This window comes from Candidatus Cardinium hertigii (assembly GCF_003788695.1).
Window position 1 is genome coordinate 49,738 of the sequence record NZ_RARA01000024.1, and the last position, 17,210, is coordinate 66,947.

Genomic DNA, 17,210 nt, shown 5'->3' on the forward strand with positions numbered 1-17,210 from the left:
GTTATGATAATGATAATATGTGTAGTGAAAAATATTTTGAAAAGGAGCAAGAAACCTGTTCTATAACGTTGCCCTTAGCAGCTAGTTATTTAAAATCCTTTGAATCTGAATCGGATGAATCGGAAAAAAAACAGCCAAGCAGGCTACTACAAAGCGCAAGGCTGCCAAGTGGGATAACCAATATTACAGCTATCTATCTTACTCCTAGGGAAGAGCGGGCGATCGTTTTCAATAAAATTTTTGCAACCAGTCAGCGCTACCAAGCCTGCTATCCTACTTCTACTTCGGATAGGGTATTGAATCAATATGCTTGGAAAGATTTGCATCTCTTTTGTGGTACTACCACTACGCCTAATTACCATTTCTTATCCCGCATTAATAAAACCATTACCGTTTTAGGAGAAAGTGCACTTGCTTCCTTGCTAGCGGCCCCTACTGCCGATCTATCTACGCTTACCAAACGCCAGCAGTTGATTGCTTTATTGGGTCAAGATAAGGTCACCAGTCAAACTTTAAAAGTTAGTTTAAGGGAATATAAAAATTCTGAAAAGCAACTACTGTCTTTTTGGACAGAAACGGATCCCTTGTACACAAAAGAGTATGGGGCATACTTGACCCGGCTGTTTTACTATAAGGATCGAGCAGCTACCAATAAAAAAGCGGGGCCCTTACAAATGAGGAAATTGCTGTTAAGGGATATATGGAATATTCATACAAACTTTGTTTGGTATCCCTTACTATGTGGCGCTGTTATGGGGCCTATGTATGCTTTTTTTATAGGAAAAACATGGGCGAATACTTTGGCTTTTTATAAAGAAGCTTGGCCTTTTCCTTTGCCGTTAGTGGGTATTTGGTTTTTAAATAAAACCTTCAAAGACATCACTTTTAAGAGAGCACCCATCGAGGTAGCACTAAACAAATTTATATATAATTTTGCATTTGTATCCATAAATGTGCATAGCTTTTATCAATACTATAGAGGCTATAAAAACTATAAAGAATATTCTGGTGTGTTGCGTAATCTTGCCTTGCGTATGGCAGATGTACAAACTTTTTTTACGGTTGCTAAAAAGGTTAATGCAGTTATTCAAGCCAACCCTCGGTTTGAAGCGCTATATGGAGAGCAATTTGCGGCAACTAGGAAGTTGCTGGAACGCACGCAAGAGCAATCTGAGATAGGTACTTTGCTGCGCTATTTAGAGGAGCTGCCGTTCCGTGCTTGGTCTTATGTATTTGGCCATGCTGGTAAGCTTTTAGCTAGCTATAAGCTTTTTGTGGAGCATAAGGCTGCTTTTCATGATGCTATGTATGAGCTGGGACAATTGGATGCCCTACTTTCTATCGTTACTTTAATGGAAGAAACCCGTGCCAAGGACGCTGCGCATGCCTATACCTTTACTAAATTTGTGGCAGCTGATCAAGCTACCAAGCCGCATCTGGCGCTTACTGCTATGTGGAATCCTATGCTAAAACCTACTGTAGCAGTGGGTAATGATATCAAGATGGATGTGGGTGATGTACAAACGATTGTTCTAACTGGTCCCAATGCAGGCGGTAAGTCTACCTTTTTAACTGGTGTGATCTATACCGTTTTATTAAGCCAAACTTTTGGTATAGCCGCTGCACAAGCTTGTGAACTAACCCCATTTAGTAGCATCAATACCTATATTGATATTACCGATGATATTGCTGCCGGTAAATCGTTATTTATGGCAGAAGTTGCCCGTTTTCAGGATCACTTAAATAGATTAAAGCAACTGAAACGGCATGCATTTAGTTTTAGTATCTTTGATGAACCCTTTAGTGGCACCAATCCAACGGAAGGAGCAGCGGCAGAATATTCCGTATTAAGTTCCATTGCCAGTTATCAAAATACGTTTAATATCGTAGCCACCCATTATCCAATAGTGATGCTTTTAGAAAAAAATGAACCCACCAAAGGATTTAAAAACTATCAGGTCTTTATCACGAAGGATGCGGTTGGGCGTATCCAATATAGCTACAAAGTTATTCCGGGAGAATCTACGCAAACCATTGCGTTAGATATTCTAGAAGAAGAAGGCTATGCATCTGAAATGCTAAAACAAGCAAGGGATATTATAGCTAATCCAGATAAATACAAGCAAAGTTTTACGGATCCTAAGCAAACAAAAACAAACAACAGTCTAAATCTATAAAATAGTATTCGTTCAGTCATGTGGCCTATACGTATCTGTGTTCACACCAATTAGAAATAGCGCAATAATACTAGGTCGTAAAAAATGCGCCTTGAACAAAGCTGTGACTAGAAAAGAAAGGCTACAAGCTTAGTAGCAAATCAACCTGTTTGAGCCTACTCTTCGTCTTTGAAAAGCTGGCTATGTTCCGCTTCGGGATTCAGTGTACTCGCATAGTGGGTACTATGCTGCGTGTGCTTCACCCTCACGCGCCTTGTCAGCTTCCCAAATCCATTGAGTAACCATAGAGCGAGTTCTGATTTTCAGCTTGCAGCCTGAAGTTTTCAACAGCTTTGTTCACCAGCGCTTGATTTTTTTTGGCTACTCGTATCTTTCTACTATGTTTTTATTATATGCTTAGGATATTTAATGAGGAACAATGAGAGACATATTTAGCACAGATTTTTTATCTGTATATTGAAGAAATATTTTAAGAGCATGGGCTGGTATGTTGTTTTGCTACTTAGGACATTAGATCCTGTAAAAAAGATTAAACAACCAGCCCTTAACAATTAGGTATTAGAAATCGAACAGTATCTTAGGCCTTTCTATTATGAAATGAGCCTGTATCACGAGTTTGTTTGTTACCTAATGCTGCTCTTAATAAGTAAAGTTACATACAATTTTAAGATTAATCAAAATGGATATTCCTATACTAGGCATAGATGTTTCCAAAGCAACTTTTAATGTTGCTTTACTGGAAACGGATAATAAGTTTAAAAATAGAAAGTTTGCTAACAACCCGAAAGGTTTTGAGGAGTTGCAAGCATGGTTACTATCGAACAAATTAACAGATCTACATGCCTGCATGGAATCAACGGGTCGTTATGGAAATCAGCTTGCCATGTATCTTCATAAACTTGGTTTTAAAGTAAGCGTTGTGAATCCAGCTAGGATCAAAGCGTTTGGTATAAGTAAACTCACTAGGGTAAAAACAGATAAAGCAGATGGTAAACTCATTGCTATTTTTTGTCAAGTTATGCGTCCAAGACTTTGGCAACCAACGCCAGAAGAGATAATGCTTGTAAAACAATGGGTAGACCGTTTAGATAACTTAATTGCATTTAAAATACAGGAGTCCAATAGATTAGAGTGTATAGAGTGCCTAGATGCTAGTATTTCAGGACATATTAAAACTTCTATTGTTTCTTTAGATCAACAGATTCAAAATGCAGAAGAAAATATTAAGCAACTGATACAATCACATCCAGATTTAGCTAATAAAGCTAAACTGCTTGCTTCTATTCCTGGTATAGGAGTAAAAACAACCGCTTATATACTAGCATTATTGCCTATTGAAAAATTTGCTTCGGCAAAAAAATTAATAGCTTTTACAGGTCTTAACCCTAAAATAAATCAATCAGGCACTTCTCTAAATAAGCACAAATCTATTTCTAAAATGGGTAATGCCAGGTTACGGAAAGCTTTTTATATGTCTGCTTTAGTTGCTATCAGATATAATCCTATGGTTAAAGATTTTGCGGAACGATTAATAGAGGCAGGAAAAACTAAAATGACTACTGTAATTGCAGCTATGCGCAAATTAATCCATATAGTCTATGGGGTACTTAAAAATGGAACACCTTTTACTGTTAATGCTGGAAAAAATGAGAAAATAGTAATGGGAAATTTAAACTCTTTAACATAAATGAGAGACGTCCTATTGCTTTTTAAGACAGTATCTTTTTTTGATCAAGCAAAAAAAGTAGCTTTAATTGCTATAATCTATAAAATATGGCTACCACGCAAGTGAACGGACAATGGCGTCAACTTAAGGCAATTCATGATTAGCCTACCCTCCTATTCTACTTGGTTATCAATAACAGCTAAACCTTAAGTTGACGCCATTGTGTGAACGGATACACTGTCTTCATCTTCCGATTCCGAATCATTATTCTGTGCACCAACTACCTCACTTTACACCTCATCCTCTTCCTCATCCATATAACCTTCTGACTTAACTGTTTTAACAGTTTCATGCGTACCTATATTATTTATTTAAACCAACAGCCTCCCCCTTATCCAGTAACCCATCTATCAGAGACTGTAATGTATTTATATCATTATTTATATCATTTAAACCAACAGCCTCTCCCTTATCCAGTAACCTATCTATCAGAGACTGTAATGTATTTATTTCTTCATACAATTTGAGTCTATGCTCCTTTAAATAATTTCTTTGACGGACAGACTTTGCTTTACTCTTATTTTTTACAAGCTTATTCTCTATTTTAATCAAATCCATCTTAATGGTATTCATTACATCTGCTGGGTTTAATGCTAAAGAATCCTTTACTACCCGCTCAGCTAAATACTCTACCTCTTCCACATCTTTTTTAAACGATTGCACCATTTTATGGTGTAAATGCATATTACCACCGCACAAGGAGTTTTGCAATGCCCATATATTGTTCTTAATAGCGTGAACTTCCATAATATGGTTATCAGGAAAATCAACCTTAGAAGGAACCTGTAAATCAAATTTAAAGGGATCCTCTTCAAAAGGCTCCTCTTTAAAAGGCTCAACTTTAACTACCTTATTATGGTCATCCATGCCTAACCTACCAGCTGTGCTACTGCATCCAGCCAAAAAAAATATAGAAAAGTGCAACAACGGCACAGCTAAAAAATTAATTTTACTTTTCATCTTTTAAACAAATTGAATGTTATTTTTACAAATTTTACTAATATTCCCCAGCTACCCTACTGAAAAGCCATACATGCCATCCTCCTACCGATACAACTTCCATTTATGACTGCGGCCAATATAAAACAATTTTACAGATTTAACAATTATCACCCATTGGGAGGCCGTTGCAATAGACAATTTAAAATATACATAGATAGAAGGAGTACGCGACTTCTTAATATAATGGTGTTTATAGTATGCTTATTTTATAACCTGTTTATTATCAGTACTATACTTCCAAAACTAGTTAACACCAGTAAGCTATTAAGTAACATGCCGAAGCGGTAATATGGCTAAATCATGCCGTGTTATTTCCTATTGCAACGGTCTCGTGTTGTATTAGGGTACCCGTTCAGTGGTATGGCTTATACGTATCTGTATTCGTACCCATTAGAAATAGCGAAATAATGTAAGTTTATAGAAAATGCGCCTTGAAAAAACTGTGAAAAGAAAAGAAAGGAAAAAAATCAAAAGAAAATCACTTTGTCTGAGCTCCGTAGGAGCGAGATTTGATTTTCGGTTTTTTTCCTTTCTTTTCAACAGTTTTTTCACCAGCGCTTGATTTTTTTTGGCTACTTTTTTTGATCAAGCAAAAAAAGTAGCTTTAAAAGAAGTAGTTTTTTTTTAAATGGATAAAATCTTCAATTATTAAATATTAGCCATTTGCTATAATATATTAAAATATGGCTACCACGCAAGTGAACGAATACAACATTTCTGCCACGTAAGTGAACAAACACATCGTTATTTTTAGTTAATTTCGTATATTATGTGGCGAAACTTTTACAAAGTGCTTCTAAGCGCCTAAGCACAAGCCCATTTGTTCGAAAAATTGCCACATTTATATCTAAATTTAGCACTATGCAATGGACCATATCGGAACTAGTAGAACGTTTTGATGCTAGCCTGTTGGGTAGCGCTAATACCGTTATAACCCATCTTTGTACCCTGGAAGAAGGAAAACCAGGTGGCATTGGTTTTTTCTCCAATTCCAAATACGTTACTGCATTTTATCAAACGAATGCTTCTGCTGTTTTTGTTCCCAAAGATTTTAAGCCAGCTACATCCATAGCGGCTGCTTTGCTTAGTGTAGAAAATCCTTATGAATGTTTTGCTATGTTAATAGAAGAAGTCCATCAAGAACGAATGGCCTCTAAGAGAGGTATAGAATTTCCTTCTTATATTGGGGAAGGCGTTACGGTAGGCGAAAATATTTATCGTGGAGCCTTTTCTTACATTGGAGATCATGTTAGTATAGGTAAGCATGTACAAATCTATTCACATGTTTATGTGGGCGACTATGTTACCATTGGAGACCATACCATATTGTATAGTGGAGCTAAGATAGCTCCTTATACCGTTATAGGCAGTAGGTGTATCATCCATTCGGGTGCCGTGATCGGTAGTGCTGGTTTTGGTTTTATAACCAATGCAGCAGGTACATATAAACGTATACAGGCTATAGGCAATGTTGTATTAGCCGATGAGGTAGAAATTGGTTCCAATACTACTATAGATGCTGCAACCATAGATAAAACTATCATAGGAAAAGGAACAAAAATAGATAATTTGGTTCAAGTGGCACATAATGTACAAATAGGTAAACATACAGCTATTGCAGCACAAGTAGGGATATCTGGTTCTACTAAGATAGGTGATTACTGTAAGTTGGGTGGACAAACGGGTATTGCAGGTCATTTGCACTTAGGAGACTATGTTACAGCGCTTGGTCGAGCCGGTATTACCCGCTCTTTTAAAAAAGGTCATATTACGCTTTCTGGAACACCTGCTTTTGAAAGTAAAAAATTCTTATCTTGTTATGCTCGTTTTAAAAATTTGGCTCAATTACTAGAAAAACGTAATGATAGGGAGAAATCTTCAAAATAAGCGCGTTGTTTCTGGTTTGTCGTTGATAGGTATCCGTTCAGTGATGTGGCCTATGCGTATCTGTGTTCGTAAATAATTAGCAATAGGTACAAGTTTCCATTATGTGACCTATGCGTATGTATCCGTTCAGTCAATGGCGTCAACTTAAGGTTTAGCTGTTATTGATAACCAAGTAGAATAGGAGGGTAGGCTAATCATGAATTGCCTTAAGTTGACGCCATTGTCCGTTCAGTCGTGTGGCCTATGCGTATTTTTTTATGTTCGTATTTAGAAATAGCGCAATAATGCAAGATCATAAAAACGCGCCTTGAACAAAGCTGTGATTAGAAAAATTCAGTCTGAGAGCTAGTAGAAAATCAGCCTGTTTGAGCCCCAGGCTGTAGGCCTGGGCGAGTTCTGATTTTCAGCTTACAGACTGAATTTTTCAACGGCTTTGTTCATCAGCGCTTGATTTTTTTTGGCTACTTTTTTTGATCAAGCAAAAAAAGTAGCTTTAACAGAAGTTGTTTTTTTTTAAATGGACAAAATCATTAATTATTAAATATTAGCTATTTGCTATAATCTATAAAAATACAATATGGCTACCACGCAAGTGAACGGATACAACATTTCTGCCACGCAACTGAACGAATACGTTGATAACATTGATATTTTTCATTTAAAGAGTCTTATTTCATGCAATCGCAGCAACACACTATTAAACGTATTACCTCTTTCGAGGGCATTGGCCTGCATACAGGCATAAAAATTAAAGCTACGTTTTTACCTATGGCTATACATACGGGTATACAATTCCAGCGGGTAGATCTGCCGTATCAGCCTGTTATTGCAGCATTAGCAGCTCATGTAGTAGAAACAGAAAGAGGTACTGTGCTTGAAAAAGAGCAGGTACGTGTGGCTACGGTAGAGCATTTGTTAGCTGCTCTTGCAGGATTGCAAATTGATAATATTTGTATTCAACTAGATGGCCCAGAAGTTCCAGATATAGATGGGAGTGCGTTGGCCTTTGTAGAACTTTTATTGGAAGCGGAACGATTGCCGCAAGAAGCGCCGCGAAAATTTTTTACCCTGAAGGAAAAATTTATCTATGATGATCCCGATACAGGCAGTCATTTTGAGGTTTACCCTGATACAGATTATAGCCTATATTGTACGGTTGCCTACAACAGATGGCCATTGGAAAATCAATATGCAACGCTGCAGACGTTAACGCATTTCAAAGAAGAGATTGCCCCTGCCCGCACTTTTACCTATTTAGATGAAATAGCGGCATTATACCGAAAAGGGTTGCTACAAGGGGGAGATCCTACTAAGGCCATCATTTTTTCTGATTGTGATTCTAATTCTAATCAAGAATTGCTGGAGGAAGTAGCTCGGCTATCCGGTAAAGAGATTTGCCATTTGGTAACGCCTGGGCAATTGGGTCCATCGGCATTACGCTATACGAATGAACCAGCCCGTCATAAATTATTAGACCTAATGGGCGATTTGGCCCTATTAGGCAGGCCCTTACGAGGAAAAGTTTTGGCCCATCAGCCTGGACATGGTCCAACTATACGTTTTGTAACTGCTTTGCAAAAATTATTGCTTAGGCAAGAAGCCAAAAGCGCTCCGATTTGTGACCTACAGGCAGTTCCTTTTTTGGATGTGAAACAGATCAATAAAATGTTGCCCCATCGCTATCCTTTTCAACTGGTAGATAAAATTATGCAGTTGGATGATACCAGTATTATTGGCGTTAAAAACGTAACCATGAATGAACCTTTTTTTCAAGGACATTTTCCTGGAACGCCTGTTATGCCTGGCGTACTACAAGTAGAGGCATTGGCTCAAACGGGTGGTATATTGGTATTGAACAAAGTTCCAGATCCAGCAAATTATTTAACCTATTTTCTTTCTATTGATAAGTGCAAATTCCGTCGCATGGTTGTGCCTGGAGATACTTTAATGCTGTATTGTCAATTGCTTGTAAAAATAAAATTTAATATTACACAAAAGCAGACGGTAGGTATTGCTCAAGTGCATGGAAAGTTATTTGTAGGGGAAAATCTGGTGTGTGAAGCGTTATTATTGGCTCAAATTGTTAAGCAAAATGCAATATAGGTTAGTAGATATACATCCTGAAGCTATCCTTGGTCAAAATGTTACCGTATGCAACATAAGCTAGTTGATATTCATCCTGAAGCTATTCTTGGTCAAAATGTTACCGTAGAAAACTTTACCGTTATTCAAGCAGATGTTATCATAGGCGAGGGTACATGGATAGGGCCTCATGTAACCATTATGTCAGGGAGCCGTATTGGTAAAAATTGTCAGATTTTTTCAGGTGCCGTTATTGGAGCTCGTTCCCAGGATCAGAAGTCTTCTACATTGCAAACCTATGTGGAGGTAGGTGATCATACGGTTATACGTGAATTGGTCACGTTGAATAGAGGTACGGTTGGCAATACCATTATAGGTGCTCATGTGTTGTTAATGGCTTATGTACATGTAGCCCATGATTGTATCATTGAAGATCATGTAATCGTTGCCAATGCCACGCAACTTGCTGGCCATGTACTGTTGCAGCACCATGCTACAATAGGCGGTATGACTGCCATTCATCAATTTATGCGTGTAGGATCCTATAGTATGGTCGCTTCTAAAAGTATTGTACGTAAGGATGTCCCTCCCTTTATTAAAGTTGCCCGGGAGCCATTGTGCTATTGCGGTATCAACTGGGTTGCGCTACAACGCCATGGTTTTACGCCAGAACAATACCATAATATACGTTGTATTTATTATTTTATCTATCAAATAAAATTGCTTTTGACCTCAGCATTAGAAGAAATCGATAAACAACTGCAGCATTCCCAAGAAAAAGAGCTGATTGTATCTTTTATACGTCATAGTAAGCGGGGTATTGTAAAAAAAATTCATACAAATCTAAGACTATAACGCTTATAGAATTGGACCGTTCACTTGCGTGGCAGGCATATTTTATAGATTATTGAAGATTTTATCCATTTTTTTTTAAAACTACTTATTTTAAAGCTACTTTTTTTGCTTGATCAAAAAAAGTAGCCAAAAAAAATCAAGCGCTGGTGAAAAAACTGCTGAAAAGAAAAGAAAAAAACCGAAAATCAAATCTCGCTCCTACGGAGCTCAGACAAAGTGATTTTCTTTTGATTTTTTTCCTTTCTTTTCTTTCCACAGTTTTTTCAAGGCGCATTTTTTATAAACTTACATTATTGCGCTATTTATAAATACGAACGTGAAAAAATACACATAGGCCACTCTACTGAACGAATACCCTCTGTTTTTTCTTAAAAATCCATTTTGCTGTTAAAATAAAATAAGCTAAATTGCATCCAGGTATGCAACAATATATAATGGAATAAAGATTGCCTACAAACCGGGGGCGTGTATTAAGGAGGCGTGTATTAAGGGGGCGTGCATTAAGTTGAAGCGGTTCTTTTTAAACTTTGCAACGGTTTTTTTAAAAAAAAAAGCACAATCAATTAGAAATATACAACAATCATGGGTAAACGTATCATAATGTACTTAATGGCCATAGCTGTTTTTGGGACAATTTTTTATAATGAATATAAACGCAATAAGACAATAACGTCTACTTCTTCTGTGCTTAATAATGTATCTGTACATGAATTTTGTGGTACCGATCCAGTAATGTTAAAAGATACAGGATCTGTTCAAGTTATTTCTAAAATATATGAAGGGTTATATACCTATCATCCCCTAAAAAGACCTGTCGAGTTAATACCTGATCTTGCAGAAGGGATGCCTTCCATTTCCCCAGATGGGTTGGTATATATTTTCAAAATTAAGAAAGATGTTTTATTTCAAGATGATGCCTGTTTCCCAAATGGAAAAGGAAGAATGCTAACAGCAGCGGATGTAGTGTTTACCCTCAAAAGGATAGTAGATCCTAATAATACGGTGCCTTATGTTGATTTTATAGATGGTAAAATAAAGGGGTTGGATGCATGGAAAAAAAGAGCTGATTATGCGCAAGAAGTAGAAGGTTTGCAAGCGTTGGATAGCTACACCCTTCAAGTTACGCTTACTGCACCTTGGCCCGCTTTTTTGAATTTTTTAGCTATGTGGCCTGCTTTTGTTGTGGCGCATGAGGCTGTCAGCCATTATGGGCCTGAGTTTTTAAACCATCCTGTAGGGACTGGTCCTTTTATTTTAAAAGGAGGGTTTGATCCACAAGCTAAGCGGTTGGAATTTGTAAAGAATCCTACTTTTAGAAAAAAGCTATTTCCTAATGAAGCGGCTCCCCAGTATCAACACATGTTAGCTTATGCGGGCAAACAGCTACCTTTGGTAGATAAGGTGGTGACCCATGTTATTTTGGAAGAGCAACCGCGATGGTTAAAAATGCAAAAGGCAGAAATTGATATAGATAGGATTGATGATACAGCCTTTGCATTGACTATTGTCAAAGATGGTGTGCTTTTACCAACATGGGCAGAAAAAGGGTTGGTCTTGGATCAAACTCCTGGTACTAATGTGGAGTTTTTTGCATTTAACCATACACATGCATTGTTTGGTAAGAATATCTCTCTAAGAAAGGCCATGTCTATGGCTTTTGATAGGGAAACGTATAACAAAATGTTTTATAACCAGGCAGCTCAAGAAGCACAATCTATAGTACCATCCATGTTGATGGATAATGCAGATGTGCTGGTTAACCCATATGCGTATAATCTTGATCGTGCAAAAGAATATTTAGTTAAAGCAGGCTACCCAAATGGCAAAGGATTGCCAGATATTACACTTGATTGTCGTGCAGAAACAGCTTCCAAAAATAAAGCTATGTTTTTTGCCAAGTGTATGGAGAAGATTGGAATAACTGTGCAGGTCATACCCAACATTTGGGCAGAGCTACACAACAAAATATATAAGCAGGCTACTATGTTGCATACTTATGTATGGTATGCTGATGATCCTGATCCTGCTTCGATGCTGCAATTGATCAGAAGTAAGCATTTGGCTGGTTTACAGTATGAAAATATTGAGTTTAATACGTTGTTCGATAAAGCTGTTACGTTAGTCGATAGAGCAGAAAGATATCGACTGTATGCAACATTAAATAAAATAGCAATGGAGGAAGTTCCTATGATTTTTGCTGTTAACAAACCTATTCAATTTTTATATCACAAGTGGGTTAAAAATTTCGCTTATGATGGATTTGGGCTTTTCTTTGATCAATATATTGCAGTAGATATGGCAGAAAAAGCTAAATCTACCATGAAGTAGTTCCAAAAATATCATTCGCTATATAATTCTTCGGGTATGGTATACTCCCATGGTATGGTATACTGCCATTCTTTATTTTAGTTCTGCTTTTTTCTAGATGCATAAATGGGGGATGGGTTACCTGAAGGATAACTTCATTATATCCATTTTCATTATGCGTTTTCTGTATTATCCTTTAAGAAGACTCCTATATGCTTTTTGGGTTATTATAGGTGCTACCTTTATTGTATTTCTTGTTTTTAATGTAGTAGTAGGGGATCCTACTGCCGTTTTATTGGGAAAATATGCTACGCCAGCAGCTATGGCTACACTTAGCCATTCACTGGGTTTAGATAGACCTTGGTATATCCAGTACTGGGATATTTTACAATCTGCCTTTACTTTTAATTTTGGCCATTCTTGGAGTAGTAAACAGAATATTTTAAAAATGTTTCAGGAAGGTGCATTAGTATCTCTAAGTGTAACATTGCCAGTTTTTTTAATAGGAAATGCCGTTGTGATATCTATGGCACTTTGGATGACTAAGTATAGGGGATCCATTTGGGACCGCCTTTTGGTCACTTTTTGTATTATTATGATCAGCATTTCTCCATTAATTTATATTTTAGTTGGTCAGGGCGTTTTTGCTTTTAAGCTGGGTCTTTTTGAGATAATGGGTTATGAAAGAGGCTTTTTAGCATGTATACCTTATATCATTTTGCCAGTTATTATTCAGGTATTAATTCATTTTTGTTATAATTACCGTTTTTATAGAACCATTATGCTTGATGAAATTTATCAGGATTATGTGCGTACGGCACGCGCAAAAGGGCTTACAGAGCAAGTTATTTTATTCAAGCATGTACTTAAGAACGTAATGGTTCCCATTATTACTATCCTTGTGAAAGGGATGCCATCATTGTTATTTGGATCTGTGCTTATAGAGAATTTTTTTGGCATACCTGGATTAGGCAATGTAATTACAAATGCTATAAATTGTTGTGATTTTCCAACTATTAAAGCAGCCACTGTAGTAGCTGCAGTCCTCAGTATTATATGTAACATCTTTGGTGATATTTTGTATGCGTTGGTAGATCCACGCATGAAACTGTAAACAATGGGTAAATAATGGCATATATATGAGCGATTCACTACATCAATCTGTTTGGAACAGAGTTTTTATAGCTTTAATCAGTAAAAAATTAACACGCTTTTGTTTGTTGATTTTATTGAGCTATGTCTTGATAGCTGTTTTTACTAAAATAGGTTGGTTAGCAGCTAATTGGAATACAGAAGTAGGGGCTTCTTATGAGGCACCTAATTGGATAAATTATTTTGGTACAGACATCTTAGGTAGAAGTGTATTGCTTAAAGTTATACATGGTATAGAGGTGGCTATGAGCGTTGGGTGTATAGTGGCTTTATTGGTCATGGTAATTGGTGTTATGCTTGGCATGCTAGCTGGTTATTTTGGAGGTATAGTAGATGAGGTGGTGGTTTGGCTCTATACGGTTGTAGGGACTATTCCTACTATGATTTTACTAATGGTGGTGGCTTGTGCGATAGGCAAGGGTATGCAAAGCATCTGTGTGGGATTGACCCTAGCAGCATGGACAGACATCTGTCGTTTGGTTCGAGGAGAAGTTATGCGGCATAAATGTAGAGAATATGTTCAGGCCGCCTCCGCAATTGGCGCTAGTAATTTTCGTAAGCTGTTTGTACATATATTACCCAATATTCTTCCCTTAATTATTTGTGAAGTTTCTGTAGTTTTGCAATTTGCTATAAAGTATGAGGTAATACTCTCATATTTGGGGCTTGGTATACAAAATAAGCCAAGTTGGGGTATTATGATTAGTGACGCTAAGACAGAATTGTTACAAGGGATTTGGTGGGAACTTTTTTTTTCTACGATGGCCATGTTTTTGCTGGTCCTTGTTTTCAACATATTGGCTGATGCGTTGCGAGATGCATTAGATCCAAAGCTAAAGGGTTGATAAGTATGGAAGAAAAAATTCTTGAAGTTAAAAATTTAGTTACCCAGTTTGCTATGGACAAACATATGGTAACGGCAGTAAATGATGTTTCTTTCGACATTTTGCGAGGGCATTCTTTGGGCATTGTAGGGGAATCTGGTTCAGGAAAATCGGCCATGGCTCTTTCACTTATGCGGCTTATTACGCCTCCTGTTGGTACCGTTACAGGGAAGGCTATTATGCTAGAAGGTAAGGATATTTTGCAATTTTCGCCTAAAGAGATGGAGGCTATACGCGGCAATCGTATGGCTATGATTTTTCAAGAACCTATGACTTCTCTTAATCCAGTGTATACGATTGGAGATCAAATTATAGAGACCATACAATGTCATCAAAAGGTTTTGGCAAAAGAGGCTAAAGAACGTTGTTTGGACTTATTAACGCTGGTAGGCATAGCAGCCCCCCAACGGCGTATATCAGAATATCCACATCAGCTTTCAGGTGGAATGCGTCAACGGGTAATGATTGCAATTGCATTGGCCTGTAGCCCATCTATATTGATTGCAGATGAACCTACTACTGCTTTAGATGTAACGATACAAGCGCAGATTATGGAACTCCTTCAAAAATTACAAAATGAAACGCAGATGGGTATTATACTTATTACACATGATCTGGGTGTAGTGGCTGAAGTGTGTGATCAGGTAGCGGTTATGTATTGTGGTAGAATTATAGAAAAGTGTTCAGTACAAGCTATTTTTAATACTCCATTGCATCCCTATACGCAGGCCCTATTGGATGCTATTCCGCTTTTAACTACGGGTACGGATAATCGATCCCATAGATTGTGTACCATTGAAGGCGTGGTACCACCCTTATATGACTTGCCTATTGGCTGTAATTTCCAAGACCGCTGTCCCAACGCAGCAGATACATGCAGCCGTATGCAACCACTACTGCAAGAAGTATTACCAGGTCATTTTGTAGAGTGTTTTTATCCATTGCATATAGAAGGTTCCACTACAAATTGAAGGTCTATGTCAACCCATAAAGAGATTTTATTAGAAATTCAGAATTTATCCAAAGTTTTTTCCTTAAAGCACCAACTTTTGGGGCATACGATTGGAAAAGTGCATGCCGTGAATAATGTAAGCTTTACCATTTGCAAGGGAGAAACCTTAGGCTTAGTAGGAGAGTCTGGATGTGGTAAATCTACATTGGGCAGAATGATTTTGCGGTTAATAGAGCCTACGCATGGCCGTATTATTTTTGATGGAGAAGATATTACCCACTACCGTACCAGTGCGATGCGCAACATACGAAGGAAGATGCAAATTATTTTTCAAGATCCCTATGCTGCGCTAAATCCTAGAATGTCTATCCAAAACATTTTGGAAGAACCTATCAAGATTCACCAGCTGGCCAATAATAAAGATGCTTGCATCAAGCGTATTTATCAACTACTGGATTATGTCCAACTGCCTAAAAATGTTTTGTGCAAATATCCCCATGAGTTTTCTGGGGGGCAACGTCAACGCATTTGTATAGCAAGGGCATTAGCAGTTGAACCTATTTTTGTGGTTTGTGATGAAGCCATTGCGTCTTTAGATGTCTCGATACAAGCACAGGTTATTAATCTTTTAATGGATTTGCAACAAGCATTAGGGCTAACCTATCTTTTTATTTCACATGATCTCAAGGTGGTCGAATTTATTGCAGATCAAGTGGCCGTTATGTACCTGGGCAAAATTGTAGAAGCTGCTTCTGCAGCAGAAATCTACAAAAATCCTAAACATCCCTATACCCAAGCGCTTTTTTCTGCTATACCTACTATAGATCCCCTGAGGAAAAAAGAACGTATTATGTTGCAAGGAGATGTGCCTAGCCCAATGGATTTACCTACAGGTTGTCATTTCCATCCACGTTGTTGGAAAGCTACAGAGATATGTACGAAAATTTATCCACCACTGGCTAAAAAAGAGGGGAAAGAAGCGCATTGGTTTGCTTGTCATCATCCAGAAGGTAACTAAAATGTTATATTTTTTACTATTATAAAAATTGCAAACCGATGTATCCACTTTCAGCCATTCCAAACCTTTCGGTTTTAAACCATCAAGAAATCATTAGAATAAGAGGAAGGGTTTTTGCCAAGAAAGACTGCGGGCGCCTATTATTTGTGATTTTACGTGATGGCATCCATACTTTGCAAGCGATTGCAATAAAGCCTAAAGAAGGATGCAGTACTTCTCTATCTATAGAGGATTACCATATACTACGTAAGATTGAAAATGAATCTTTTATTGAAATAATGGGTCAGGTGTGTGCTGCTAAAACAGCCGTGTTGGCTTGTTCTCAACAATCGATTGAATTGGAAATAATGGGTTACACTATTCTCAGTAGGTCTGTATTAGATTTGCCTATTACCTTAAAAGAAGCTTCCTTAACGGAAGAAAAAAGGCATGCCCATCCATTCCTTCCTTCTATTCAATATTGTAAGCGATTGGATAATCGTGTGCTGGATTTGCGTACAAATCTTTCGCAGGCTATTTTTCGAATAAATGATGGGATGCTTTTCTATTTGCAAAAATATCTTCGAAAGCAGGGATTTTTAGAAATAAAAACTTCCAAATTAATAGGTAGTGCTTCTGAGGGAGGTGCCAACCTATTTAAGTTAGATTATTTTGGTCAAACGGCTTGCTTAGCACAGAGTCCTCAGTTATATAAGCAAATGGCTATTATGGGCGACTTTAAGCGGGTATTTGAGATAGGGCCAGTCTTTCGTGCAGAAAATTCTAATTCCAATAGGCATCTTACAGAATTTATTGGCGTTGATATTGAAATGGTTATAGATAAGGATTATATGGAAGTGGTAGAGCTGCTATATCGTATGTTTGTCTATGTATTTGATAAATTGCATCAAAAATACCACCATGAAATAGCTATTATACAATCTTTTTTTGATTTCCCTACGATTACCCTTTCATCAGCGTTAGTAGTACTTACATTTTCAGATGCCATTGCCTTATTAAAAGCGCATAGTATTGAAATAGGTGATTTAGATGATTTTTCTACAGAAGATGAGAAACGACTAGGCGCTATTGTAAGGGAAAAGTATAAAACAGACTTGTTTGTGGTTACGCAATATCCCGCTAACGTACGTCCTTTCTATACCATGCCTGATCCAAAAGATAGTAGATA

The 17,210-nt window shown here is 37.4% G+C and carries 12 protein-coding genes; 11 read left to right on the forward strand and 1 reads right to left on the reverse strand.

Features of this window, described 5'->3' with window-relative positions:
• The first annotated feature begins 17 nt into the window (after positions 1-17).
• Both EDM02_RS02660 and EDM02_RS02665 read left to right on the forward strand, forming a co-directional pair.
• Positions 18-2,177, forward strand: a complete 2,160-nt coding sequence (locus EDM02_RS02660) for a MutS-related protein (protein ID WP_123662860.1) — start codon at positions 18-20, stop codon at positions 2,175-2,177.
• A gap of 673 nt (positions 2,178-2,850) precedes the next feature.
• Positions 2,851-3,864: an IS110 family RNA-guided transposase gene (locus tag EDM02_RS02665; RefSeq protein WP_123662862.1), complete on the forward strand. Its 1,014-nt coding sequence runs from the start codon at positions 2,851-2,853 to the stop codon at positions 3,862-3,864.
• A 342-nt stretch (positions 3,865-4,206) separates the two neighbouring features.
• On the opposite strand, the gene EDM02_RS02670 is transcribed toward EDM02_RS02665, so the two are convergent.
• Entirely contained in the window at positions 4,207-4,863 is a 657-nt protein-coding gene (locus EDM02_RS02670) for a hypothetical protein (RefSeq protein WP_123662864.1), read from the reverse strand.
• 903 nt (positions 4,864-5,766) lie between these two features.
• Between EDM02_RS02670 and lpxD the strand changes: the two genes are divergently transcribed.
• From lpxD to EDM02_RS02715, 9 genes are all read left to right on the forward strand, one after another.
• Positions 5,767-6,792 carry a UDP-3-O-(3-hydroxymyristoyl)glucosamine N-acyltransferase gene (gene lpxD, locus EDM02_RS02675; RefSeq protein ID WP_123662867.1) on the forward strand — a complete coding sequence of 342 codons (1,026 nt, stop codon included), beginning with the start codon at positions 5,767-5,769 and terminating at the stop codon, positions 6,790-6,792.
• A gap of 675 nt (positions 6,793-7,467) precedes the next feature.
• Entirely contained in the window at positions 7,468-8,895 is a 1,428-nt protein-coding gene (locus EDM02_RS02680) for a bifunctional UDP-3-O-[3-hydroxymyristoyl] N-acetylglucosamine deacetylase/3-hydroxyacyl-ACP dehydratase (protein ID WP_123662869.1), read from the forward strand.
• 48 nt (positions 8,896-8,943) lie between these two features.
• A complete protein-coding gene (lpxA, locus tag EDM02_RS02685) occupies positions 8,944-9,729 on the forward strand; it encodes an acyl-ACP--UDP-N-acetylglucosamine O-acyltransferase (protein ID WP_123662871.1) in 786 nt (261 codons plus the stop codon).
• A gap of 582 nt (positions 9,730-10,311) precedes the next feature.
• Positions 10,312-12,057 carry an ABC transporter substrate-binding protein gene (locus EDM02_RS02690; RefSeq protein ID WP_123662873.1) on the forward strand — a complete coding sequence of 582 codons (1,746 nt, stop codon included), beginning with the start codon at positions 10,312-10,314 and terminating at the stop codon, positions 12,055-12,057.
• A 154-nt stretch (positions 12,058-12,211) separates the two neighbouring features.
• Positions 12,212-13,150, forward strand: a complete 939-nt coding sequence (locus EDM02_RS02695) for an ABC transporter permease (RefSeq protein ID WP_260215031.1) — start codon at positions 12,212-12,214, stop codon at positions 13,148-13,150.
• A gap of 25 nt (positions 13,151-13,175) precedes the next feature.
• Positions 13,176-14,033: an ABC transporter permease gene (locus EDM02_RS02700; protein ID WP_123662875.1), complete on the forward strand. Its 858-nt coding sequence runs from the start codon at positions 13,176-13,178 to the stop codon at positions 14,031-14,033.
• Between the two features lie 5 nt (positions 14,034-14,038).
• On the forward strand, positions 14,039-15,043 hold the full coding sequence (locus EDM02_RS02705; RefSeq protein ID WP_123662877.1) for an ABC transporter ATP-binding protein: 1,005 nt from the start codon (positions 14,039-14,041) through the stop codon (positions 15,041-15,043).
• A 6-nt stretch (positions 15,044-15,049) separates the two neighbouring features.
• On the forward strand, positions 15,050-16,042 hold the full coding sequence (locus EDM02_RS02710) for an ABC transporter ATP-binding protein (RefSeq protein ID WP_123662879.1): 993 nt from the start codon (positions 15,050-15,052) through the stop codon (positions 16,040-16,042).
• Between the two features lie 38 nt (positions 16,043-16,080).
• Positions 16,081-17,210 (forward strand): amino acid--tRNA ligase-related protein (locus EDM02_RS02715; protein WP_184891103.1); only part of this gene is annotated, 1,130 nt, incomplete at its 3' end.